The organism is Pantoea sp. K16, assembly GCF_048452805.1.
Taxonomy (GTDB): Bacteria; Pseudomonadota; Gammaproteobacteria; order Enterobacterales; family Enterobacteriaceae; genus Pantoea; species Pantoea agglomerans.
Genome location: NZ_JBLWNV010000008.1, coordinates 146,889 through 172,182, shown reverse-complemented (window position 1 = coordinate 172,182; position 25,294 = coordinate 146,889). Strand labels below are relative to the sequence as shown.

Sequence of the window (25,294 nt, the reverse complement as noted above, 5' to 3'; positions counted from 1 at the left end):
CGCGATGGCGTGGCCGATCCGCATGGATGCGGGAATCCTTTGCGATCGGGCATAGCAGGCCTTTCGGCAGCTCCCGACTCACAGCCACCAGCCATTTTCCCGACCCGCCTCTAAGACCTCAAACAACACGCCCATCCCATCAAAGCGACATCACAACCCCAACAAGAAAGGCCTGCTATGCCCGAAGAGCAAAGCGTCTGGCCCGCGATGGCGTGGCCGATCCGCATGGATGCGGGAATCCTTTGCGATCGGGCATAGCAGGCCTTTCGGCAGCTCCCGACTCACAGCCACCAGCCATTTTCCCGACCCGCCTCTAAGACCTCAAACAACACGCCCATCCCATCAAAGCGACATCACAACCCCAACAAGAAAGGCCTGCTATGCCCGAAGAGCAAAGCGTCTGGCCCGCGATGGCGTGGCCGATCCGCATGGATGCGGGAATCCTTTGCGATCGGGCATAGTGGGCCTTTCGGCGGCTCCCAACTCACAGCCACCAGCAACCAGCAACCAGCAACCAGCCTCCAGCCTCCAGCCCTAAGCTCCCTGCTCCCTCCCCATCACACAAAAAAAACGGCAGGCCGGGTTTCCCCTGACCTGCCGTTTCTGCAACGAACCTCAGCTCACGCCAGACAAATTACTCTTCGTCTTCAGCCGCGTCGTCTTCGTCTTCTGCATCCGCTTCCGGCGCAATCTCTTCATCGTCGTTCTCTGCTTCCGGCGCGATATCTTCCTCGCCTTCCGCCACGCTACCGTCGATTGAATCCAGCTCTTCTTCTTCAACCGGCTCGGCAACACGCTGCAGACCCACGACGTTCTCATCCTCTGCGGTACGAATCAGAATCACACCCTGGGTATTACGACCCACGACGCTCACTTCTGAAACGCGGGTACGCACCAGCGTACCGGCATCGGTGATCATCATAATCTGATCGCCATCAACGACCTGAACGGCGCCAATCACCGGACCATTACGTTCGGTCACTTTGATTGAAATAACACCCTGAGTCGCACGCGACTTGGTCGGGTATTCGCTGTTGGCCGTACGCTTGCCGTAACCATTCTGCGTCACGGTCATAATTGCACCCTCTTCACGCGGCACAATCAATGACACAACGCGATCGCCTTCAGCCAGCCTGATGCCGCGTACGCCAGAGGCGGTACGACCCATCGCACGGACTGCGGTTTCTGCAAAGCGCACCACTTTACCGGCCGCTGAGAACAGCATCGCTTCATCGTTACCGTTGGTCAGCGCCACACCGATCAGCTCATCGTCGTCACGCAGATTCACGGCAATAATGCCCGCGCTGCGTGGACGGCTGAACTCTTTCAGTGCGGTCTTCTTCACGGTACCGAGCGCGGTCGCCATAAAGATATTAAAGCCTTCGGTATACTCACGTACCGGCAGAATCGCCGTAATACGCTCGTTGGCTTCCAGCGGCAGCAGGTTGACGATGGGACGTCCACGTGCGCCACGGCTTGCTTCCGGCAGCTGATAAACCTTCATCCAGTAGAGACGGCCACGGCTGGAGAAGCAAAGAATCGTGTCATGCGTATTGGCGACCAGCAGACGATCAATGAAGTCCTCTTCTTTGATACGTGCGGCTGACTTGCCCTTACCACCACGACGCTGCGCTTCATAGTCGGTCAGCGGCTGATACTTCACATAGCCCTGATGCGACAGTGTCACCACAACATCTTCCTGATTAATCAGGTCTTCGATATTAATGTCAGCCGTGTTGGCAGTAATCTCTGTGCGACGCTCATCACCGAACTGATCACGCATCAGCTCCAGCTCTTCGCGGATCACTTCCATCAGACGGTCCGCGTTCGACAGAATGCGCAGCAACTCAGCGATCTGCTCCAGCAGCGCTTTATACTCATCCAGCAGCTTCTCGTGCTCAAGACCAGTCAGTTTCTGCAGACGCAGATCCAGAATCGCCTGAGCCTGCTGCTCGGTCAGATAGTATTGACCATCACGGATGCCATATTGTGGATCCAGCCACTCCGGACGCGCGGCGTCATCACCAGCACGTTCCAGCATCGCCGACACGTTACCGAGAGCCCACGACTGCGCAATCAGACCCGCTTTCGCTTCTGCCGGGTTTGGTGCACGACGAATCAGCTCGATGATAGGATCGATATTCGCCAGCGCAATCGCCAGACCTTCCAGGATATGCGCACGATCGCGCGCTTTACGCAGTTCAAAGATAGTACGACGCGTCACAACTTCACGACGATGGCGAACAAAGGCGTCCAGAATCTCCTTCAGCGCCATGATCTTCGGCTGACCCTGATGCAGGGCAACCATGTTGATACCAAACGAGGTCTGCAGCTGGGTCAGTGAATAGAGATTATTCAGCACGACTTCGCCAACCGCATCGCGCTTGATCTCAATCACGATACGCATGCCGTCTTTATCAGACTCATCGCGCAGTGCGCTGATGCCTTCGACACGCTTCTCTTTCACCAGCTCCGCAATCTTCTCAATCAGGCGTGCCTTGTTAACCTGATACGGCAGCTCATGAATGATGATGGTCTCGCGGCCCGTTTTAGCATCGGCTTCCACTTCGCCACGCGCACGAATATAAATTTTACCGCGTCCGGTGCGATACGCTTCTTCGATGCCACGGCGACCATTGATGATAGCGGCGGTCGGGAAATCAGGCCCCGGAATGTGCTCCATCAGCTCTTCAATGCTGATGTCTTCATTTTCAATGTAAGCCAGGCAGCCGTTAATCACTTCACGCAGGTTATGCGGCGGAATGTTGGTTGCCATACCCACGGCGATACCGGAAGAGCCGTTCACCAGCAGGTTAGGAATTTTGGTCGGCAGAACTTCAGGGATCTGCTCAGTGCCGTCGTAGTTCGGTACGAAATCGACGGTCTCTTTTTCCAGGTCAGCTAACAGGTCGTGGGCGATTTTCGACATGCGAATTTCGGTATAACGCATCGCCGCGGCGGAGTCGCCGTCGATGGAACCGAAGTTGCCTTGTCCGTCCACCAGCATGTAACGCAGGGAGAAAGGCTGGGCCATACGTACAATGGTGTCGTATACGGCGGAATCACCATGCGGGTGATATTTACCGATAACGTCACCGACGACGCGGGCAGATTTTTTATAGGGTTTGTTCCAGTCGTTACCCAGTACGCTCATCGCAAAAAGTACGCGACGATGAACCGGCTTCAGGCCATCACGCACATCGGGTAAAGCTCGGCCAACGATGACCGACATGGCGTAACCGAGGTAAGAATTTTTTAATTCTTCTTCGATATTGACCGGTGTAATTTCTCTCGCAAGGTCGCTCATGGAGCCGCTATCCCTCTACTTAATCCCGGATTTTAAAGGTGCGAAAGTATATCACACTGCAATGCTCTGGTGAACGCTAACCACCGATTTCACCCGCTTTTCCTTGCGCCTGAAAGGTGTGCCATCTGCGGTTAAGCGTTTATACTGTGGGCACATTTTGTCAGGAGTTACGATTCAATGAATGCACAACCGCAGAATCATCAGCAGAACGTCGATGCGCAGGAAATTGCCAAGTTTGAGGCCGTTGCCTCGCGCTGGTGGGATCTGGAGGGTGAATTTAAACCGTTGCACCGCATTAACCCGCTGCGCCTGGGCTATATCGCGCAGCATAGCAACGGCTTGTTCGGTAAAACCGTGCTCGACGTCGGATGCGGCGGCGGCATCTTAGCCGAAAGCATGGCGCGTGAAGGTGCCGTGGTCACGGGCCTGGACATGGGCGCGGAACCGCTGGCCGTGGCGCGCCTGCATGCCCTGGAGAGCGGAGTGACACTGGACTACGTGCAGCAGACCGTCGAAGAGCATGCGGAGCAGCACGCCGGAAAATATGATGTGGTGACCTGCATGGAGATGCTGGAGCACGTGCCGGATCCGCGCTCAGTCGTTCACGCCTGTGCGAAGCTGGTCAAACCCGGCGGCGAAGTCTTTTTCTCTACGCTGAACCGCAATCCAAAAGCCTGGCTGCTGGCGATATTTGGCGCGGAATATGTGTTGCGCATGCTGCCGCGCGGCACCCACGACGTGAAGAAATTTATCCGTCCTTCCGAACTGCTGGGCTGGGTCGATGAAACGGCCCTGCGTGAACGCCACATCATTGGCCTGCATTACAACCCGGTGACTAACCGATTCAAACTGGCTCCCGGCACTGACGTGAATTATATGGTGCACACCCACCGCGCCGTCTGAGTGACCCGCCCGCCTGAATCAGGGCGGGCATCTCCTCTTCTGCGCCCGTTCTCCCTGTGCCGGTCACAGCACTCACCGTGCCAGAGGCATTCTGATGTCTGCCAATAGGTTACATCAGCCCGGTTCCATCCTCTTCAGCGTTACCGCATCCGATTCTCTGCTGACCAGCAACCCGCTAGCGGCTTTTAGCCATTTTTCATCCCTTTTCCTGCTGAATCCTGAGGATTGAATAAGAAACACGCGCCCGATCATAATAAGAAAAAAAAGTGTGATCTGGTTGACATGATGCCAGGCCTTACAAGGCGTGGGCTAAGAAATTTCGCAAGAATTACAACCCCTCCAGCCATCATTTTTTGCTCTTGTTAAGCGGCCGTAAAATACTAAAATATGCCCCCATGTAGTTATGGCTTTTCCCATCACCCCCTAGATGTAGTGTTTATCCACACATTATTCACAATGAATAGGCTGTGTATAAACCGGGATTTCTTTTAATTTTTGGATACTCACGCAAAGGTAAAAACGCGACATGAACCAGAGTCTGCTCGTTACTAAACGCGATGGCCGCCAGGAGCGCATTGATCTCGACAAAATTCACCGTGTGCTGGACTGGGCAGCTGAAGGGCTGAACAACGTCTCAGTTTCACAGGTTGAGCTGCGCTCTCACATTCAGTTCTATGATGGCATCAGAACCTCTGACATTCATGAGACCATCATCAAGGCCGCAGCAGACCTCATCTCCCGCGATGCCCCTGACTATCAGTACCTGGCTGCCCGCCTGGCGATCTTCCACCTGCGCAAAAAAGCGTATGGTCAGTTTGAGCCGCCAAAGCTCTATGACCAGGTCGTTAAGATGGTCGACATGGGCAAATATGATCGCCACCTGCTGGAAGACTACAGCCAGGAAGAGTTTGCGCAGATGGACGAGTTCCTCGACCACTGGCGTGACATGAACTTCTCCTATGCCGCTGTGAAGCAGCTGGAAGGCAAATATCTGGTGCAGAACCGCGTTTCGGGTGAAATCTACGAAAGCGCGCAGTTCCTCTACATACTGGTCGCCGCCTGCCTCTTCTCCGGCTACCCGCGCGACACACGTATGGATTACATCAAGCGTTTCTATGATGCGATCTCGACGTTTAAAATCTCCCTGCCGACGCCAATCATGTCTGGCGTACGCACCCCAACACGTCAGTTCAGCTCCTGTGTACTGATCGAGTGTGGCGACAGCCTGGACTCCATCAACGCCACCTCCAGCGCGATTGTGAAATATGTCTCTCAGCGTGCCGGCATCGGTATCAACGCCGGTCGTATCCGTGCGCTGGGCAGCCCGATTCGCGGCGGTGAAGCGTTCCATACCGGCTGTATCCCGTTCTACAAGCATTTCCAGACCGCGGTGAAGTCCTGTTCTCAGGGCGGCGTTCGTGGCGGCGCAGCCACGCTGTTCTACCCGATGTGGCATCTGGAAATCGAAAGCCTGCTGGTGCTGAAGAACAACCGTGGTGTTGAAGGCAACCGCGTGCGTCACATGGACTATGGTGTACAGCTCAATAAGCTGATGTATCAGCGCCTGCTGAAAGGCGAAGATATCACCCTGTTCAGCCCGTCTGACGTGCCTGGCCTGTATGACGCATTCTTCGCCAATCAGGATGAGTTTGAGCGCCTCTATACCAAATATGAGCAGGATCAGAGCATCCGCAAGCAGCGTGTTAAAGCGGTCGATCTCTTCTCACTGATGATGCAGGAACGCGCCTCTACCGGCCGTATCTACATTCAGAACGTCGATCACTGCAACACCCACAGCCCGTTTGACCCGAGCATTGCGCCGGTTCGCCAGTCTAACCTCTGCCTGGAAATCGCCCTGCCGACCAAACCGCTGGAAGATGTTAACGACGAAAACGGTGAGATTGCCCTGTGTACGCTTTCGGCGTTCAACCTCGGCGCCATCGAAAGCCTCGACGATCTGGAAGAGCTGGCTACCCTGGCCGTACGTGCGCTTGATGCGCTGCTCGACTATCAGGATTACCCAATCCCGGCTGCCCAGCGTGGCGCGATGGGTCGTCGTACTCTGGGTATCGGCGTCATCAACTACGCCTACTATCTGGCGAAGCATGGTGTGCGCTACTCCGATGGCAGCGCCAATGGCCTGACGCACAAGACCTTTGAAGCGATTCAGTACTACCTGCTGAAAGCCTCAAACGAGCTGGCGAAAGAGCAAGGTGCCTGCCCGTGGTTCAATGAAACCACCTATGCGCAGGGCATTCTGCCTATCGACACCTACAAGAAAGATCTGGATGCGATCAGCAACGAACCGCTGCATCTCGACTGGGAAAGCCTGCGTGAAGAGATTAAAACGCACGGCCTGCGCAACTCGACCCTGTCTGCGCTGATGCCGTCTGAAACCTCGTCGCAGATCTCCAATGCCACCAACGGTATTGAGCCTCCGCGCGGTCACATCAGCATCAAAGCGTCAAAAGATGGCATCCTGCGTCAGGTCGTGCCGGAGTATGAGCGTCTGAAAGATCAGTACGAACTGCTGTGGGAAATGCCGAACAACGACGGCTACCTGCAACTGGTGGGTCTGATGCAGAAATTCATCGACCAGGCGATTTCGTCCAACACCAACTACGATCCGTCGCGCTTCACCAACGGTAAAGTGCCGATGAAACAGCTGCTGAAAGATCTGCTGACGGCGTATAAGTTCGGCGTGAAAACGCTCTACTATCAAAACACCCGTGACGGTGCTGAAGATGCGCAGGATGACCTGGCACCTTCTATCCAGGATGATGGCTGCGAGAGCGGCGCCTGTAAGATCTAATGGTCAGGCGGGAGAATCTCCCGCCTCATTCATTTCACGAGGCCTGGCTTCGTCTACTTTTGGACAACTTTTATGGCTTACTCCACTTTCTCACAGAACAAAAATGATCAGCTGAAAGAGCCGATGTTTTTCGGTCAGTCCGTAAACGTGGCGCGCTTCGACCAGCAAAAATATGACATCTTTGAAAAGCTGATCGAAAAGCAGCTCTCCTTCTTCTGGCGTCCGGAAGAGGTCGACGTTTCACGCGATCGCATCGATTACCAGGCGCTGCCGGATCATGAAAAACATATCTTTATCAGCAACCTGAAGTATCAGACGCTGCTGGATTCGATTCAGGGCCGCAGCCCGAACGTCGCGCTGCTGCCGCTGATCTCGATTCCTGAACTGGAAACCTGGATTGAAACCTGGGCGTTCTCAGAGACGATTCACTCCCGTTCTTACACCCACATCATCCGTAACATTGTTAACGATCCGGCGGTGGTGTTTGACGATATCGTTACCAATGAGCAGATTCTGGCGCGTGCTCAGGATATCTCACGCTATTACGACGATCTGATTGAGATGACCAACTACTGGCATCAGCTGGGTGAAGGCACGCATCAGGTCAATGGCAAACCGGTCGTCGTCAGCCTGCGCGCCCTGAAGAAGCAGCTCTATATCTGCCTGATGAGCGTCAATGCGCTGGAAGCGATCCGTTTCTATGTCAGCTTCGCCTGTTCATTCGCGTTCGCCGAGCGCGAGCTGATGGAAGGCAATGCCAAAATCATCAAGCTGATTGCCCGCGATGAAGCGCTGCATCTGACCGGCACTCAGCACATGCTGAACCTGCTGCGCAGCGGTGAAGACGATCCGGAGATGAAAGAGATTGCGGCAGAGTGCCGTGAAGAGTGCTTCGAGCTGTTTAAGAAAGCAGCGCTGCAGGAGAAAGAGTGGGCAGAATATCTGTTCAGCGGCGGCTCAATGATCGGCCTGAACAAAGATATTCTCTGCCAGTACATTGAGTACATCACCAATATCCGTATGCAGGCTGTTGGCCTTGATTTGCCGTTCCAGACGCGCTCAAACCCAATCCCATGGATTAACTCCTGGCTGGTCTCTGACAACGTTCAGGTTGCGCCGCAGGAAGTGGAAGTGAGCTCCTATCTGGTGGGTCAGATCGATTCTGAAGTAGGCGCTAACGACTTCGACGACTTCCAGCTTTAATTATGAGCCGCGACGTTGTTATTCTGCGCAGTTCCGGCACCCGGCTGGAATGCACAGACGAGCATACCAATCTGCTGACGCTGCTGGAAGCCAACAATCTCTGCGTGGAGTTTCAGTGCCGCGAAGGTTATTGCGGCTCCTGCCGGATGCGGCTGCTGAAAGGCGAAGTGCATTACCCACAGCGGCCGCTGGCCTTTGTGCAGCAGGATGAGATTCTGCCCTGCTGCTGCAAAGCCAAAGGCGAGATTGAGCTGGAGTTATAACTGAGGTGGAATAAGTCTGGCTTGATTTGCTGTGAGATCGAGTCAGCTTAGGGAACACGGTCAGATCGGAAAGACGCAAAAAGCGTCATCCCTGACAGCTCGGCCCGCGCGATTACGCACCTCATCCCTGAGGTGCGCCCGTAGCCGGGCCAACGCGTTGCGTTGTTCAAAAACGCTCCCGGCGTTTTTGTCCCAGGCGCGGGACGCTTTCCTCCTCTGCCCGTGTTCCCTGCGCTTTGAGCTAATTTATTGCTGCGAGAATGACGCTGTATGGGGGTTAATTCGCAGTCACATACAAAAACGGGCGCCTCAGGCGCCCGTTTTATTTTCACTGATATTACTGTCTGACAGTTTCAACCACATCAATCCAGCCGTGACCGGTGCTCACTTCGCTGCCGTGTAACCAGCGGCGCAGCATGTTCATCGCCATCATTGCCACCACCTTCTGCCGCGTCTCCAGATTATGGCGACCGGTACTGAACTTCACGCGCTGACCAAAACTGCCATCCGGTGTATGCAGCGCCACCGAAATCTCTTCCTGCTCCAGGCTGCCAACAGAGAGCGCCAGCGCAGCCTGCTGCTGTGCAGCAAGTTCGCGGGTGCGGATCACCTGCTGCTCCAGCGTCTCCTGCCGGAGTGGAAAGATGTCAGCGCCACGCAGCGGCACGCTGGCGCCAGCCAACTGCCAGTAGAGCAGTCCGGCGGTGTATTGCTCACTGATTGCCAGCTGCTCACCGCGCTGCTCCAGCTCACGTGCCAGCAGCGCCGGTAAGCCTTCGGTGCCTTCGAAAATGGTGCACTCCGCCAGTTGCAGACGCACCTGCTGCCACACCTGCTCCATCGCCACCCGCTGACTGGCCGGGCCGGTGAGCTTGATCTCAATGATCGGCATGGACGAGCGATATCCCATGACCACGCCTTCCGGCAGCGCCAGCGGCTCCAGTTCGGCGGCAATATCGCTTTCACCACGACCGAAGGTGGTCAGCCGCAGACAAATCGGTGGCTCGGGCGGCGAAAATTTCGCTTTCAGACGGGGTATGATCTGCTGCTCCACCATCACTTTAAATTCAGACGGCACACCAGGCGTGAAGAACATCCAGCAGCGATTGAGTTGCAGGGCAAAGCCACAGGCGGTACCGACCGGATTATCAATCAGCTCCGCATTGGCCGGGATTTCCGCCTGCTTGCGATTGCTGGCCGCCATCACGCGTCCCCGGCTGGCGAACCAGGCTTCCATCTGTTCCAGCCACTCCTGCTGCACCTCAAGCTCAACGCCACAGGCTCTGGCGGCTGCCAGCGCACTGAGATCGTCACTGGTCGGCCCCAGACCGCCATTCACAATCAGCACATCTGCCTCATGGCTGCGCGCCTGTAGCGTGGCGATTAGCGATTCGAGTGAATCTCCTACCGTGGTACGGCTGGTCATAGGCAACCCTTGCTGGAACAACATATCCGCCAGCCAGGCTGCGTTGGTATCGACGATTTGGCCATGCAGCACCTCATCCCCGGTCGACAGCATCTCTACTCTAATCACGTTGAGTTCTCCTTTTCACGTTTGCTTTACTGTACGAACTCCTCCCGCCAGACACAATCGGCATCACCAGGGATTGTGACCATTGCGTCTCAGGCACGTTGCGCATAAAGATAGCGAGAGTGAAGCAGGAACAAGGGAGGTGAAGGTGTTCAGGGAGTTAAAAACCAATAAAAACGGCGGGATTACCCCGCCGCTTTTTTACTACAGTTGTCTGCTACAACCAGGTCAGCGAATCGCGATTAACGACGCGCCAGCAGCAGACCAAGTACCAGACCGGCTGTTGCACCGATACCGACACCCTGCCACGGTTTTTCGTGCACGTAGTCGTCTGCACGGTAAGCCGCTTGTTTAGCGCGATAGTAGTAGCTATCGGACGCCTGGCTGACACGGGATTTCACATCGTTCAGCGCCTGTTCGGCTTTGCTCTTAAGCTCAATGTACTTCTGATCGGCCGGATCACCTGATGCCTTAAGAACTTCTTCCAGCGTTTCAGTCAGTAACGCAATATCGTCATCGAGGCCCGTTTCGAATTGATTTGTCTGATTTACCATCGTTTCCTCCGTGTGAATTGCAAAGCAGTTCATTAACTATAGTCATAATCTGGCGCTCTGCTGATTTCCTGCTCCAGGAATCACCTGATTTTTCATCTGTTAATCTTGCTCAGTGCAGGCTGTGCGCCGTTTCGCTACGCTAAGAAGTGTAAGACGCAGCGGCAACCGCGGAATTTCGCTTCGCTTCTTTGATTAATCTGATAAATTTTGTCGTGACTGAATTTTCCAGTAACCCTACTGTCGTACCCCTCTGTTGCCTGTGATTATCGGGCCATGAAAGTGCATTTTGCACGACAGTCACGACACCCTCGAACAGCTAAGGAATAATCTCTGGCATGAATCGAAGAATGTTTATGAAAGCGTCAATGGCCTTCTCCGCCGTCAGCGGCATGACCGGCCTGTCAACGCTGTTTGCGCAATCCGCATGGGCAGAAGATGGCATTGCTGACGGAACCGCCGTACGCTTCGATTTCGACGTATTGAAGAAAAACGCGGCTGCGCTGGCGAAAAAACCCTGGGGCGGAGCACCGGGCGCGCTGCCGGAGACGCTGGCCACATTGACCCCGCAGGCGTACAACGAAATTCAGTATGACGCCAACCACTCACTCTGGAACAACCTGCCCGATCGTCAACTGGACGTTCAGTTCTTCCATGTCGGTATGGGCTTCAAGCGGCGCATCCGTATGTTCTCTGTTGACGGCGAGAGTCGCGAAGCACGCGAAATTCACTTCCGTCCCGAATTGTTCAACTACAACGACGCCAAGGTCGATACGAAGCAGCTGGAGGGCAAAACTGACCTCGGCTTCGCCGGTTTCCGCGCCTTTAAAAAACCGGAACTGGCCCGTCGCGACATCGTCTCCTTCCTTGGCGCAAGCTACTTCCGTGCCGTTGACGATACTTTCCAGTACGGCCTCTCGGCGCGTGGCGTAGCGATCAACACCTTCAGCAATGGCCAGGAAGAGTTTCCCGATTTCACCGCCTTCTGGTTTGAAACGCCAAAAGCGGAAGATACCACCTTTACCTGCTACGCCCTGCTGGATGGTGCCAGCGTCACCGGTGCTTATAAATTCATCATCCATTGCGAAGAGAAACGCGTGGTGATGGAGGTGGAAAACCACCTGTTTGCCCGTAAAGAGATCCGTCAGATTGGCATCTCGCCAATGACCAGTATGTTCAGCTGCGGCACCAACGAACGCCGTATGTGTAACACTTACCATCCGCAGATCCATGACTCCGATCGCCTGGCGATGTGGACCGGTAAAGGTGAATGGATTGCCCGTCCGCTGAATAATCCTCAGCGTCTGCAGTTCAACGCCTATGAAGATGAGAATCCACGTGGGTTTGGCCTGCTGCAGCTTAATCACGACTTCAAAGATTATCAGGATGTGATTGGCTGGTATGACAAACGTCCCAGCCTGTGGGTTGAGCCGGTCGGTAAGTGGGGCAAAGGCGCGATCAACCTGATGGAGATCCCGACCACGGGTGAAACGCTGGATAACGTGGTCTGCTTCTGGCAACCGGCTGAGCCGGTCAAAGCGGGCAGCGAGCTGAACTTCTCTTACAAGCTTTACTGGAGTGGTCTGCCGCCGGTGCGTAGCGGTCTGGCGCGCGTGGATGCAACCCGTACCGGTATCGGTGGTTTCCCGGAAGGCTGGGCGCCTGGCGAACACTTCCCGGAAACCTGGTGCCGCCGCTTCGCCATTGATTTTATTGGTGGCGATCTGCAGGCTGCTGCGCCGAAAGGTATTGAGCCGGTGATTACCGTTTCATCCGGCAGCGTGAAGCAGGTTGAGATTCTGTATGTCGATCCGCTTAAGGGCTATCGCATCCTGTTTGACTGGTATCCGAATAGCGATTCCACCGAGCCGGTAGAGATGCGTCTGTTCCTGCGCAGCAAAGATGAGACGCTGAGTGAAACCTGGCTCTATCAATATTTCCCGCCTGCGCCGGATCAGCGTAAATATGTCGATGACCGCCAGATGACGGTGGGTTGATGTAAACAGGCGAGGCTCAGGCCTCGCCTTTTTTATGGCGCGTTCTTCAGCATATCGACGTGAGGGATCCCATCTTCCAGGTAGTTCTCCCCCACCGCGACAAAGCCATGCTGCCCATAGAAACTTTCCAGATGCGCCTGCGCGGAGAGAAACAGATCGCGGCCCGGCCAGTGCTGCTGACAACTGTTGATTGCCTGCTCCATCAGACGATTCCCCAGCCGCGCACCACGAACCCGATCTGAAACAATCACCCGTCCGATTTTCACCGGGCTGGTCTCATCCTCCGGGGAGAGCAGTCGCGCATAGGCCACCAGCTGATCATCCGCCATTCCCAACAGATGCCGGTTTTCCGCGTGCAAATCTTTGCCATCCACATCAAGGTAAGCGCACTGCTGTTCCACCACAAACACGGCACTGCGCAACGCCAGCAGTGCATAGAGCTGTGAGGGGGTCAGTTCGCTATGGTGTTTATCCTGCCAGTTAATGTCCATGGTCTCTCCTTTAAACCACACACTCTACATCAGCGCGGTGTCGCCAGCACCTGCTGGTGACACTCTCTTACAGGCAAAAAAAATCAGGCCCGGAGGCCTGATTCGTCAGTCGCATCAACGCGCTTACATCAGCGGCTGAGCCATCTGCACCAGTCTGATCAGCGGCTGCGGGTAAACACCTAACAGCAGCACCAGAATGGCAGAGATCAGTACCACCACACCACCGGCCGTAAATGCCCAGTTAGCCGGGGTATCACGGGTATGCAGTTCCGGCGGGCTGAGGTAGAGACTCACCGTCACGCGCAGATAGTAGTAGAGGCCAATCGCACTACCCGCGACTACAGCACCGGTCAGCCACCACAGGTGCGCACTGACGCCTGAAGCGATAACGTAAAATTTACCGATAAAGCCCAGCGTCATCGGGATACCCGCCAGTGACAGCATCATCACCGTCATCACCGCTGACAGAATAGGACGATGCCAGAACAGACCGCGGTAGGAGTAGAGCGAGTCAGCATCCGGGCCACGATACGGGCTGGACATCAGACTTACCACACCAAAGGCACCCAGGCTGCTGAACAGATAACCGGCCAGGTAAACGCCCGACGTTTCCAGCGACAGCTGATGATCTTTCACCGCAATCAGTGCCACCAGCAGATAACCGAGGTGGGCGATAGAGGAATAACCCAGCAGACGCTTGATGTTGCTCTGCGAAATCGCCATCAGGTTACCGAACAGAATCGACACGAAGGCGATCATGGCCAGCACTGTGCGCACCGCTTCGCTGTCGGTCACCGGCGCATACATAAACAGACGCATGATGACACCGAAGATAGCAATCTTGCTGGCGGTGGCCAGGAAGGTTGAAACCGGCGCAGGCGCACCCTGATAAACATCGGGGGTCCAGAGGTGGAACGGAACCAGTGAGAGCTTAAAGCCCAGACCGATAATCATCATACCCAGACCCACCAGCAGCAGTGGCTCGTGGATCATGCTGTCAGTCAGGCTCTGGCCCAGCGCCACAAAGCTCAGGTTACCGGAGTCGGCGTAGATCAGCGCAATACCAAACAGCAGGAACGACGAGGCCGCCGCCGAAAGAATGGTGTACTTCAGTGCGGCTTCCAGTGAACGTTTCTGGCGGAAGGCGTAGCCAATCAGACCAAACAGCGGCAGCGAAAGCAGCTCAATACCGATGAACAGCGAAGCCAGATGGTTAGCACTGGCCAGCACGATGCCACCAAGTGCCGCAATGAGCACCAGCAGGTAGAACTCATCTTTGTTGTCCGGGAAGCCCGCCAGCCATGGATAGGCAAAGGTACAGGTCGCCAGACTCGCCAGCATGACCAGCGCGGTATAGAACATCGAATAGCCATCGACGCGCAGCAGCGGCGTGACATCCATCGCCCCGACCTGACCGACAAAGTAGAGCGAGAGCAGCGCCAGGTTCAGGCCAACTACCGTTAGCGTGGCGTTAACGAAGTGGTTGCGTCGCCAGGCAATGGACAGCATCACAACCACCACCGTCAATCCGACGATTAACAGCGGTAGCAACGCAATCAATTGGTGAGGAGTTATTGTCATGGCGAATTACGGCCTTGTAGTTGAAATTGAAGCGGTAAACCACTGCTGAATATTGCTCATGGCAGCGTGCGAAGTATCCAGAATCGGCTGTGGATAGACGCCCAGCAGCACCAGCAGCACCACCAGAACACCGATGGTCATAAACTCACGCGGTGACATGCCTGGCAGCGGATCTTTCGATTTCGCTTCGCCGTAATAAGCGCGCTGCATCATCACCAGCGAGTAAATCGAGGCAAACACCAGACCAAAGGTCGCGATGATGATAATCATCGGCACCACCTGGAAGCTGCCGGTCAGAATCATAAATTCGCCGACGAAGTTACCGGTGCCTGGCATACCGAGGTTGGCAACAGCAAAGAACAGCGACAGACCCGGAATCCATTTGATGCGCGACCACAGGCCACCCATCTGACGCATATCACGAGTATGCAGACGCTCGTACAGCTGACCACACAGAATGAAGAGTGCTGCAGCGGAGAGACCGTGCGCAATCATCTGAATCACCGCGCCCTGCAGCGCCAGCTGGCTGCCGGTGTAGATGGCAATCAGCACAAAGCCCATGTGCGAAATCGAGGTGTAAGCAATCAGACGTTTGATATCAGTCTGCGAGAAGGCCATCCAGGCACCGTAGAAGATACCGATGATGCCTAACCACATGGCGATTGGCGCAAACTCGGCTGACGCATTCGGGAACAGCGGCAGGCTGAAACGCAGTAAACCGTAAGCTGCGGTTTTCAGCAGGATACCCGCCAGGTCGACAGAACCAGCCGTTGGCGCCTGACTGTGCGCATCCGGCAGCCAGCCGTGCAACGGTACCACCGGCATCTTCACCGCAAAGGCGATAAAGAAGCCCAGCATCAGCAGATATTCAACACCGCTCGACATTGGCGTCTGCAGCAGCTGTTCGTAGTTGAATGTCCAGACGCCAGTCGCGTTGTAGTGGACAAACACCAGGCCCAGAATCGCAATCAGCATCACCAGACCTGAGGCCTGGGTGTAGATGAAGAATTTGGTCGCGGCGGAAATACGGGTTTTGCCGTCCGATGCTTTATGACCCCAGAGCGCGATGAGGAAGTACATCGGCACCAGCATCATTTCCCAGAAGAAGAAGAACAGGAACAGGTCGATGGAGAGGAACACACCGATTACGCCGCCCAGGATCCACATCAGGTTCAGGTGGAAGAAGCCCTGATACTTTGAAATCTCATTCCAGGAACAGAGCACCGCCATCAGACCGAGCAAGCCGGTCAGCACCACCATCAGTAGCGACAGGCCATCAATGGCTAAATGGAAGCTGATGCCGAAGCGTGGGATCCACGGAACGGAGAAACTTGACTGCCACTGCGGAATGCCCGCTGCCTGCGTCAGTGAATAGCCTCCCTGCAACCAGAGTTGCAGTGAAAGCGCCAACGTCAGCCCCATAGTGATCAGTGCGATCCAGCGTGGCACCTTCGCGCCGAGGCGCTCAGTGAGCCAGCAGATCAGACCACCGACGAAGGGTATGATAATTAGCCAAGGTAATAACACGGCACACTTCCCTTTTCTTTGTCTTAGTTCGGGCTATCTTACTTGCCATTTTGGCTCCCGGCAGTGCTCGCAATCCTCACATACCTCGGTATGCTCCGGTTGCTGTGCGCTGGCGGTAACCAAACTGGCCGCGACGATAACGCCCTTGCTCAGGACAATTTTTGACATTCTCAATGGGCAGATTAGCTAACCTGCCCCGCTCATCAATCTTTAAATCACCAGCAGCAGAGCCAGCACCAGCACGGCGCCCACGCTCATTGACGCAACGTACCAGCGCAGGTAGCCATTCTCACTGACTACCAGGCCTTTGTTGGCAATACGTGACAGCAGCGCAGGCAGGTTCATCAGGCCATTCAGTGGGTCACGCTTCAGCAGCCACGCAATACCCAGATAAGGTCTGACGAACACTTTATCGTAGAGCCAGTCGAAGCCCCAGGCCGCAAACCACCAGGTGCCGAAGAAACGGCCTGGTGCACTGTTTGCGATACGGGTAACCAGCTCACGTTTGCCCAGCCACAGCGCGGCAGCGATCAGAATGCCGACAATCGCTACGACGCCCGAGGTGATTTCAAGTCCCACTTTGCCCGCTTCACCGAACTCATTGGCTGGCAGTACACCTGCCAGCGGCGGCGTGATCAGCGCACCAATAAAGGTGGAGAGCAGCAGCAGCACAATCAGCGGCAGATGATGGGTAATGCCCTTACCGGCGTGCGCATGAATTTTCTCTTCGCCGTGGAACACGATGAAGATCATACGGAAGGTATAGATAGAGGTCAGGAACGCCCCCACCAGACCCGCAACCATCAGGTTGATGTGACCGTTAGCCAGTGCGCCAAACAGGATCTCATCTTTACTGTAGAAGCCCGCCGTAATCAGCGGCAGTGCCGCCAGCGCCGCGCCGCCCACCAGGAAGCAGGTGTAGACCAGCGGAATGCTCTTACGCAGGCCACCCATTTTGAAAATGTTCTGCTCGTGATGGCAGGCCAGAATCACTGAACCCGAAGAGAGGAACAGCAACGCTTTAAAGAAGGCGTGCGTCATCAGATGGAAAATCGCCGCATCCCACGCCTGAACACCCAGCGCCAGGAACATGTAGCCAATCTGGCTCATGGTGGAGTAAGCGAGAACACGTTTAATGTCGGTCTGTACCAGCGCGGCAAAGCCTGCCAGCACCAGGGTAATCGCCCCGATAATCCCGACCAGATGCAGCACTTCCGGCGTCAGCAGGAAGAGACCGTGGCTACGGGCAATCAGGTAGACACCGGCTGTCACCATGGTCGCGGCGTGGATCAGTGCCGAAACCGGTGTCGGACCAGCCATCGCATCTGCCAGCCAGGTCTGTAACGGCAGCTGAGCCGATTTACCGACCGCGCCACCCAGCAGCATCAGCGTTGCCCACTGCAGCATATGGTTATCTGCGGCAAAGTGCGCAGGTGCCAGCTCCATCATCTCGCGGAAGTTCAGCGTGCCCAGCTCGTTGTAGAGGATGAACAGACCAAATGCCAGGAAGACGTCGCCCACGCGGGTAATGATGAACGCTTTCATCGCCGCTTTGCCGTTTTCCGGATTGCTGTAGTAGAAACCGATCAGCAGATAAGAGCAGAGGCCTACCCCTTCCCAGCCCAGATACATCAGCATCAGGTTATCGGCCAGCACCAGAACAACCATGCTGGCGATAAACAGGTTGGTGTAGGCGAAGAAGCGGGAGTAGCCCTCTTCTCCACGCATGTACCAGGAGGCGAACATGTGAATGAAGAAACCGACACCGGTCACGACAGACAGCATGGTCAGCGACAGGCCATCCAGCGTCAGGTTCACCTTCATGTCGAAGTTGCCGACATGCATCCAGGTCCAGAGCGCCTGCGTGTAGGCTTGCTGACCGTTGGCGAAGAAGTCAAAACCGACCATCGCCGTGGTCAGGGCCGCCAGACCCACGGATCCCATACCAATCGTGGCCGACAGGTTCTCTGACCAGCGACCGCGCGAAAACGCTAACAGCAGAAAGCCGATCAGCGGAAACAAGACAGTTAAATAGAGAAGATTCATCCGCGCATCTCGCTCACAGTATCAATGTTCAGCGTCTGACGACGACGATAGAGCTGAAGCAGCAGTGCCAGACCAATACTGGCTTCCGCTGCCGCCAGGCTGATCGCCAGGATATACATCACCTGTCCATCGGCCTGACCCCAATAGCTCCCGGCAACCACCAGGGCTAAGGCGGCGGCGTTGATCATGATTTCAAGGCCGATCAGCATAAACAGCAGATTGCGGCGTATTACCAGCGACGTCAGTCCAAGGACAAACAGCACGGCAGCAAGAATCAATCCATGTTGTAACGGGATCATGCGTTCTCCTTTTTCACCTGAGCGGCGTCAGCATTACGGTTACTCAGGACTTCGCCCTGACGCTCTTCGCGACCGATATGGAACGCCACGACCAGACCCGCCAGCAGCAGCATTGAGGCCAGTTCAACCGCCAGTACGTAAGGACCAAACAGGCTGATGCCGACCGCTTTGGCGTCGATGATGGTGCCATCGATGCCCTGATCGTTGGCGGTCAGGATGGCGTAGACCATTACGACCAGCAGCAGCAACGAGACGATACCCGGACCAATCCACAGTGACGGGCTGAGCCACTCACGCTCCTGCTTCTCGGTCTGTTTGCCCAGGTTCAGCATCATGACCACGAAGACGAACAGCACCATGATGGCACCGGCGTAGACGATGATCTCCAGCGCACCGGCAAAATAGGCTCCCATAGAGAAGAAGACGCCCGCGATCGATAACAGCGAAACGATCAGGTACAGCAACGCATGTACCGGATTAGTGTGGGTAATGACGCGCAACGTCGTCAGCACCGCCACCAGCCCGCAAAGATAAAACGCAAATTCCATGCCTTGCTCCTTAAGGTAATAAGCCTTTGACGTCGATAGGCTTCGCTTCGTTTTCTGCTTCGCCCTTATCTTTACCGTCAATCGCCATACCTGCCATGCGGTAGAAGTTGTACTCCGGATATTTACCCGGCCCCGAAATCAGCAGATCGTCCTTCTCATACACCAGATCCTGACGCTTAAACTCACCCAGTTCGAAATCGGGGGTCAGCTGAATCGCCGTGGTTGGACAGGCTTCCTCACACATGCCGCAGAAGATGCAGCGTGAGAAGTTGATGCGGAAGAACTCCGGATACCAGCGGCCATCTTTGGTTTCGGCTTTCTGCAGCGAGATACAGCCAACCGGGCAGGCAACCGCACACAGGTTACAGGCGACGCAACGCTCCTGACCATCCGGATCGCGGGTTAATACGATACGGCCACGATAGCGGGGTGGCAGATAAACCGGCTCTTCCGGATACATCTGAGTTTCACGTTTGGCGAAGGCGTGCAGCCCGATCAGCCAGATACTGCGAACTGTCGTGCCAAAGCCTACGACAATATCTTTCAAAGTCATTTGTTAACCCCTTACGGCGCTGTGTAGAGAATCACTGCGGCAGTCGCCAGCAGGTTCAACAGCGTCAACGGCAGACACACTTTCCAGCCGAATGACAGCACCTGGTCGTAGCGTGGGCGCGGAAGCGCAGCACGAATCAGGATGAACATCATCATAAAGAACGCCGTTTTCAGGGCGAACCAGATGAACGGCGGCAGGAATGGGCCGTGCCAGCCACCAAAGAACAGCGTCACAATCAGCGCTGAAACGGTGGTGATCGCCACATATTCGCCGACAAAGAACAGGCCGAACTTCATACCGGCATATTCGATGTGATAACCGTCCGCCAGTTCCTGCTCCGCTTCTGGCTGGTCAAACGGATGACGGTGACACACCGCCACGCCAGCAATACAGAAGGTTACGAAACCGAAGAACTGCGGAATGATGTTCCACAGGTGCGTCTGGCTGTTGACGATATCGTTCATATTGAACGAGCCCGCCTGCGCTACCACACCCATCAGCGACAGACCCAGGAACACTTCGTAGCTCAGGGTCTGCGCCGAGGCGCGCATCGCGCCCAGCAGCGAGTATTTATTATTACTCGACCAGCCGGCAAACAGCACCGCGTAGACCGCAAGGCCCGCCATCATCAGGAAGAACAGCAGACCGATATTCAGGTCTGTCACCATCCAGGTTGGCGAAACCGGCACGATAGCAAAGGCCAGCAGCAGTGAAACAAAGGCGATAACCGGCGCAAGGGTAAAGATAAAGCGGTCGGTAAACGGCGGAACCCAGTCCTCTTTAAAGAACATTTTGATCATGTCCGCTACCAGCTGGAGCGAGCCGCCCCAGCCTACGCGGTTTGGTCCGTAACGGTTCTGGAACAGGCCGAGCAGACGACGCTCGGCGAAGCTCATGAACGCGCCGCAGGCCACAACCACCAGCAGAATCACGATGGCTTTAACAATGGCCAGCAGAATGTCGATAACGTCCGGTGTTAACCAGCTCATTGCGCCGCCTCCTGCAGAGTGTCGATTTTACCGTTCGCCAGGAATGGCGGAACGCCCGGCATGCCCAGCGGCAGACCAATCTGTCCCGCCTGCAGTGACGCCGAGAAACGGACCGGCAGACGCACTGTCTCACCGGCACAGATGAACTCAACCGCCGCGCCATTGTTGACGCCCAGCTTCGCTGCATCTTCCGGGTTAATCACCAGGGCAGGCGGTGCCATACGCTGCTGGAAGACCGGTGAACGCTGTGACATCTCTTCACTACCAAACAGCTGGTAGAGAGGGGCCACGCGCCACTGCGCTTCACTGACGAATGCCGCCGGAACGTTGCTGAACCAGGGCAGACTGGCTGCGCTGGCTTCAAACAGCCGTACACCCGGATCGCCATTACGCAGTTTGCCGCCCACTTCAACCTGGAACTTGTTCCACGCCTGTGGTGAGTTCCAGCCCGGTGCCCAGGCAAACGGAATCTGCGAACGCGGTGCGCCTGGCTGGTTGTTCCCTTCCATTGAGAAGGCGAACATCGTGTCCTGATCCTGCGGCTGACGCGGTTCGTGCACGCTGATATTGGCGCGCGCCGCGGTACGGCCACTGGCACGGTGCGGTGAACGCGACAGTTTCTGTCCACGAATACGGAAGCTGGCATCCGGTGCCGCATCTTTGATTCCGGCCAGCTGTGGCAGATGACTCACCACCGCATCGATCACGTGGTCCAGCTGCGTCCAGTCGACGTGACGGCTTTCCAGCGTGCTGTGCAGCGAATGCAGCCAGCGCCAGCTCTCCAGCATCACTACGTTGTTGTCATAGTAAGAAGGATCGTAAACCTGGAAGAAACGCTGTGCGCGGCCTTCATGGTTGATCGAGGTGCCATCACTTTCGGCGAAGCTGGCGGTTGATAACACCAGACCCGCTTTCTCCAGCGTCGCGGTGCGCTGATGATCAACCACAATCACGTTAGTGGTCTGGGCCAGCGCCGCATCAACCAGCGCTTTCGGTGCATGGCGATAGAGGTCATTTTCCAGTACCACCAGCGCATCGGCTTCACCGTTGCTCAGTTGCTCCAGCGCGCTTTCCAGAGGATTGCCGCCCATCAGGCCAAGACCCACGCTGTTGGCGTGTCCCGCCAGCAGCGTAATCCCGACGTCGGCACCGCGCGCTTTGAGCGCTTTGGCCACGTTGGCAGCCGCTTCGATCATCGCGCTGCTGCCGGAATGGGTCCCGGAAATAATTAACGGTTTTTTCGCGCCGGCCAGCGCCTGCACGATGACATCCATTTTGCCGTTCAGTTTGCTGTCGAAATCGGTCACCGCCGGAGCGGTTTCATCCAGCGCACTGGCGATAGCGAAACCGAGACGCGCCTGATCTTCAACCGGTGCGCGATAGCTCCATGCCGCGATATCATCCAGACGGGTTTCATCGACGTTGGTGATAAACAGCGGATGTTTCGCATTCTGTCCGATGTTCAGGATCGCGGCGATCTGCCAGTCTGCTACTTTCTGAGCGGCAGCCATGTCGCGCGCTTTGCCTTTCACGGCCTGACGCACTGACAGCGCCACGCGTGCGCCAACCTGGGTCAGATCTTCGCCCAGCACCAGCACCGCATCGTAGCTTTCAATTTCACGCAGCGATGGCGTATAGATACCGCCCTCACGCAGAACTTTCAGCATCAGTTCAAGCCGGGCCTGCTCGCCCGCTGGCATGCCGGTAGAGAAGTTCTCTGCACCGACCAGTTCACGCAGCGCGAAGTTACTTTCAATGCTGGCGCGCGGCGAGCCGATACCGATCACTTTTTTCGCCTGACGCAGCAAATCTGCACCGGCATTGACCGCCTGCTCTGCGTTCAGCGTCACCCAGTCGTTGCCGCGCAGCAGCATCGGCTGGCGTGGGCGATCTTTACGGTTCACGTAGCCATAGCCAAAGCGGCCACGGTCACACAGGAAATAGTGGTTTACGGTGCCGTTATAACGGTTTTCGATACGGCGTAACTCACCATAACGCTCACCCGGGCTGGTGTTACAGCCCACACTGCACTGCTGGCAGATGCTCGGCGCAAACTGCATATCCCATTTACGGTTATAGCGTTCGGAGTGCGTTTTATCGGTGAAGACGCCGGTCGGGCAGATTTCAACCAGGTTACCGGAGAATTCGCTCTCCAGCGTGCCATCTTCCGGACGACCGAAGTAGACGTTGTCGTGTGCGCCGTAGACACCCAGATCCTTGCCATCGGCATAATCTTTGTAGTAACGCACGCAGCGGTAACAGGCGATACAGCGGTTCATCTCATGGGAGATGAACGGGCCGAGATCCTGATTACGGTGGGTACGTTTGGTGAAGCGATAGCGGCGGAAGCTGTGGCCGGTCATTACTGTCATATCCTGCAGGTGACAGTTACCGCCCTCTTCACACACCGGACAGTCGTGCGGGTGGTTGGTCATCAGCCACTCCACCACGCTTTCGCGGAACTCTTTTGCTTCGCCATCATCGATGGAGATGAATGTGCCGTCAGAGGCCGGCGTCATGCAGGACATGACAAGACGGCCGCGGGTATCTTCGGCATTCTGGAATTGCTTTACCGCACACTGGCGGCAGGCCCCAACGCTTCCCAGCGCCGGATGCCAGCAAAAGTAAGGAATATCAAGGCCCAGAGAGAGACATGCCTGTAGCAGGTTGTCCGCTCCGTTCACATCATACTCTTTACCGTCTACATGAATTGTAGCCATAGTGACATGCTTCCGTAAGGCTCGTCAGAGACGAGCGTTAATCATATTCTTGCCCCGACGCACGACATTGTCGGGGCGGCGGCACCAGGCCTGTTCCGTGTTCTTCGGCGAATTACCAGCGCGCTTTCAGCAGGTTTGGCTGGATCCCGCCAATGGCGCGGGTATTGCCAAACACCTGCGGTGCCATGCCGGCTTCAAACTCTTCACGGAAATATTTAATCGCACTCTGCAGGGGCTCAACCGCACCCGGCGCATGCGCACAGAAGGTTTTACCCGGGCCAAGCTGACGGCAGAGTTGCAGTAAGGTTTCGATATCGCCTGGCTGACCCTGCTTCTGCTCCAGCGCGCGCAGAATTTTGACGCTCCACGGCAGGCCATCGCGACACGGTGTACACCAGCCGCACGACTCACGAGCAAAGAACTCTTCCAGGTTACGCACCAGCGAGACCATGTTGATCTCGTGATCGACCGCCATCGCCAGCGCCGTACCCAGACGACTGCCCGCTTTGCCGATGCTGGCAAACTCCATGGGCAGATCCAGGTGCTGGTCGGTCAGGAAGTCAGTCCCTGCCCCGCCGGGCTGCCAGGCTTTGAACTTCAGTCCGTCACGCATACCGCCCGCATAATCCTCAAGGATTTCACGTGCGGTGATACCAAATGGCAGCTCCCAGACGCCGGGATTTTTAACCCGTCCGGAGAAGCCCATCATTTTGGTACCGGCATCTTCGCTTTTAGAGATGTTTTTGTACCACTCCACGCCGTTGGCCAGAATCGCCGGAACGTTGGAGAGGGTTTCCACGTTGTTCACGCAGGTCGGTTTGCCCCACGCGCCCGCACTCGCCGGGAATGGCGGTTTCGAACGCGGATTGGCACGACGGCCTTCCAGTGAGTTAATCAGTGCCGTCTCTTCGCCGCAGATATAACGACCTGCGCCGGTGTGGACAATCAACTCAAAGTCAAAGCCGGTACCGAGAATATTTTTACCGATATAGCCCGCTTCCGTCGCTTCAGCAATCGCACGACGCAGATGCACCGCGGCTTCAATGTATTCGCCACGTAAGAAGATATAGCCACGGTAAGCCTTCAGCGCAAAGGCGCTGATCAGCATTCCTTCCACCAGCTGGTGAGGCATCTGCTCCATCAGCAGGCGGTCTTTATAGGTGCCCGGCTCCATCTCATCGGCGTTACACAGCAGGTAACGGATGTTCATCGACTCATCTTTCGGCATCAGGCTCCACTTCAGCCCGGTGGAGAAGCCCGCACCGCCGCGCCCTTTCAGGCCTGAATCTTTGACTGCCGCAACGATTTCATCCTGCGACATGCTTTTCAGCGCTTTTTCCGCACCGGCATAGCCGTTTTTACTGCGATATTCGTCAAGCCAGACAGGTTGCTTGTCGTCACGCATCCGCCAGGTCAGCGGATGAGTTTCTGCAGTGCGAATGATCTGTTTAATTGTCATTGATACTGCTCCAGCAAACCAGGGATGCCTTCCGGCGTCAGATGCACATGCGTGTCTTCATCCACCATCATCGTTGGCCCCTTATCGCAGTTACCCAGACAGCAGGTTGGCAGCAGTGTAAAGCGGCCATCGGCAGTGGTCTGACCCGGTTTGATATTCAGTTGCTGTTCCAGTGCTGACTGGATGCCCTGATAACCGGTGATATGACAGACCACGCTGTCACAGTAACGGATCACATGACGGCCAACCGGCTGACGGAAGATCTGGCTGTAAAATGTCGCCACACCTTCAACATCACTCGCCGGGATACCCAGAACCTCGGCAATCGCATTGATGGCGCCGTCCGGCACCCATCCGCGCTGTTTCTGCACGATCTTCAGCGCTTCAATCGAGGCTGCACGCGCATCTTCATAGTGGTGTTTTTCGTGCTCAATGGCGTGATGCTCTTCCGCGCTCAGCACGAAGACCTCGTTAGGGTCGATCGTTTTAATGGCAATGTGTTGATCGTGCATAA

Annotated in this window: 19 protein-coding genes; 5 read left to right on the top strand and 14 right to left on the bottom strand. The window is 55.8% G+C overall.

From position 1 onward, the window contains the following. Positions 1-634: 634 nt before the first annotated feature. Positions 635-3,307 (bottom strand): DNA topoisomerase (ATP-hydrolyzing) subunit A, encoded by a 2,673-nt coding sequence (gyrA, locus tag ACK13D_RS12765; RefSeq protein ID WP_089413983.1) that lies wholly within the window; start codon positions 3,305-3,307, stop codon positions 635-637. Positions 3,308-3,484: 177 nt separating this feature from the next. Here gyrA and ubiG point away from each other — a divergent pair, with 177 nt between their 5' ends. From ubiG to yfaE, 4 genes are all read left to right on the top strand, one after another. Further along, complete coding sequence (gene ubiG, locus ACK13D_RS12760; protein ID WP_010671459.1) at positions 3,485-4,210, top strand: bifunctional 2-polyprenyl-6-hydroxyphenol methylase/3-demethylubiquinol 3-O-methyltransferase UbiG; 726 nt, start codon at positions 3,485-3,487, stop codon at positions 4,208-4,210. 526 nt (positions 4,211-4,736) lie between these two features. Beyond that, on the top strand, positions 4,737-7,022 hold the full coding sequence (gene nrdA / locus ACK13D_RS12755; protein WP_010258098.1) for a class 1a ribonucleoside-diphosphate reductase subunit alpha: 2,286 nt from the start codon (positions 4,737-4,739) through the stop codon (positions 7,020-7,022). A 72-nt stretch (positions 7,023-7,094) separates the two neighbouring features. Continuing rightward, positions 7,095-8,225 (top strand): class Ia ribonucleoside-diphosphate reductase subunit beta, encoded by a 1,131-nt coding sequence (nrdB, locus tag ACK13D_RS12750; RefSeq protein ID WP_010258096.1) that lies wholly within the window; start codon positions 7,095-7,097, stop codon positions 8,223-8,225. A gap of 2 nt (positions 8,226-8,227) precedes the next feature. Further along, positions 8,228-8,488 carry a class I ribonucleotide reductase maintenance protein YfaE gene (gene yfaE, locus ACK13D_RS12745; protein WP_010258095.1) on the top strand — a complete coding sequence of 87 codons (261 nt, stop codon included), beginning with the start codon at positions 8,228-8,230 and terminating at the stop codon, positions 8,486-8,488. Positions 8,489-8,825: 337 nt separating this feature from the next. Here yfaE and ACK13D_RS12740 read toward each other — a convergent pair whose 3' ends face one another. Together ACK13D_RS12740 and elaB are read right to left on the bottom strand one after the other, a co-directional pair. Then, the gene (locus tag ACK13D_RS12740; RefSeq protein ID WP_418796527.1) at positions 8,826-10,022 is read right to left on the bottom strand and encodes a nicotinamide mononucleotide deamidase-related protein YfaY; all 1,197 of its coding nucleotides are present in this window, start codon (positions 10,020-10,022) and stop codon (positions 8,826-8,828) included. A 239-nt stretch (positions 10,023-10,261) separates the two neighbouring features. Beyond that, positions 10,262-10,573, bottom strand: a complete 312-nt coding sequence (gene elaB / locus ACK13D_RS12735; protein ID WP_010258091.1) for a stress response protein ElaB — start codon at positions 10,571-10,573, stop codon at positions 10,262-10,264. A 335-nt stretch (positions 10,574-10,908) separates the two neighbouring features. Between elaB and ACK13D_RS12730 the strand changes: the two genes are divergently transcribed. Next, entirely contained in the window at positions 10,909-12,567 is a 1,659-nt protein-coding gene (locus ACK13D_RS12730; protein WP_029519710.1) for a glucan biosynthesis protein D, read from the top strand. Between the two features lie 32 nt (positions 12,568-12,599). Here ACK13D_RS12730 and ACK13D_RS12725 read toward each other — a convergent pair whose 3' ends face one another. From ACK13D_RS12725 to nuoE, 11 genes are all read right to left on the bottom strand, one after another. Further along, a complete protein-coding gene (locus ACK13D_RS12725) occupies positions 12,600-13,058 on the bottom strand; it encodes a GNAT family N-acetyltransferase (protein ID WP_010671456.1) in 459 nt (152 codons plus the stop codon). Between the two features lie 123 nt (positions 13,059-13,181). Further along, positions 13,182-14,639, bottom strand: a complete 1,458-nt coding sequence (gene nuoN / locus ACK13D_RS12720) for an NADH-quinone oxidoreductase subunit NuoN (RefSeq protein WP_010258083.1) — start codon at positions 14,637-14,639, stop codon at positions 13,182-13,184. Between the two features lie 6 nt (positions 14,640-14,645). Then, positions 14,646-16,166 (bottom strand): NADH-quinone oxidoreductase subunit M, encoded by a 1,521-nt coding sequence (nuoM, locus tag ACK13D_RS12715; RefSeq protein WP_010258081.1) that lies wholly within the window; start codon positions 16,164-16,166, stop codon positions 14,646-14,648. A gap of 210 nt (positions 16,167-16,376) precedes the next feature. Next, positions 16,377-18,212, bottom strand: a complete 1,836-nt coding sequence (gene nuoL, locus ACK13D_RS12710; RefSeq protein WP_418796525.1) for an NADH-quinone oxidoreductase subunit L — start codon at positions 18,210-18,212, stop codon at positions 16,377-16,379. Continuing rightward, positions 18,209-18,511 carry an NADH-quinone oxidoreductase subunit NuoK gene (nuoK, locus tag ACK13D_RS12705; protein WP_003854236.1) on the bottom strand — a complete coding sequence of 101 codons (303 nt, stop codon included), beginning with the start codon at positions 18,509-18,511 and terminating at the stop codon, positions 18,209-18,211. The genes nuoL and nuoK overlap by 4 nt, the downstream gene beginning before the upstream one ends. Then, positions 18,508-19,059, bottom strand: coding sequence for an NADH-quinone oxidoreductase subunit J (gene nuoJ, locus ACK13D_RS12700; protein WP_010258075.1), 552 nt, complete (start codon positions 19,057-19,059; stop codon positions 18,508-18,510). The genes nuoK and nuoJ overlap by 4 nt, the downstream gene beginning before the upstream one ends. A gap of 10 nt (positions 19,060-19,069) precedes the next feature. Beyond that, entirely contained in the window at positions 19,070-19,612 is a 543-nt protein-coding gene (gene nuoI / locus ACK13D_RS12695; RefSeq protein ID WP_003854239.1) for an NADH-quinone oxidoreductase subunit NuoI, read from the bottom strand. 11 nt (positions 19,613-19,623) lie between these two features. Then, complete coding sequence (gene nuoH, locus ACK13D_RS12690) at positions 19,624-20,601, bottom strand: NADH-quinone oxidoreductase subunit NuoH (protein ID WP_003854240.1); 978 nt, start codon at positions 20,599-20,601, stop codon at positions 19,624-19,626. Further along, entirely contained in the window at positions 20,598-23,321 is a 2,724-nt protein-coding gene (gene nuoG, locus ACK13D_RS12685; RefSeq protein ID WP_010258072.1) for an NADH-quinone oxidoreductase subunit NuoG, read from the bottom strand. Before nuoG ends, nuoH begins: the two co-directional genes overlap by 4 nt. Positions 23,322-23,433: 112 nt before the next feature. Beyond that, positions 23,434-24,774 carry an NADH-quinone oxidoreductase subunit NuoF gene (gene nuoF / locus ACK13D_RS12680; RefSeq protein ID WP_029519446.1) on the bottom strand — a complete coding sequence of 447 codons (1,341 nt, stop codon included), beginning with the start codon at positions 24,772-24,774 and terminating at the stop codon, positions 23,434-23,436. Positions 24,775-24,776: 2 nt separating this feature from the next. Continuing rightward, complete coding sequence (nuoE, locus tag ACK13D_RS12675) at positions 24,777-25,292, bottom strand: NADH-quinone oxidoreductase subunit NuoE (RefSeq protein WP_010258066.1); 516 nt, start codon at positions 25,290-25,292, stop codon at positions 24,777-24,779. Between the last annotated feature and the right edge of the window lie 2 nt (positions 25,293-25,294).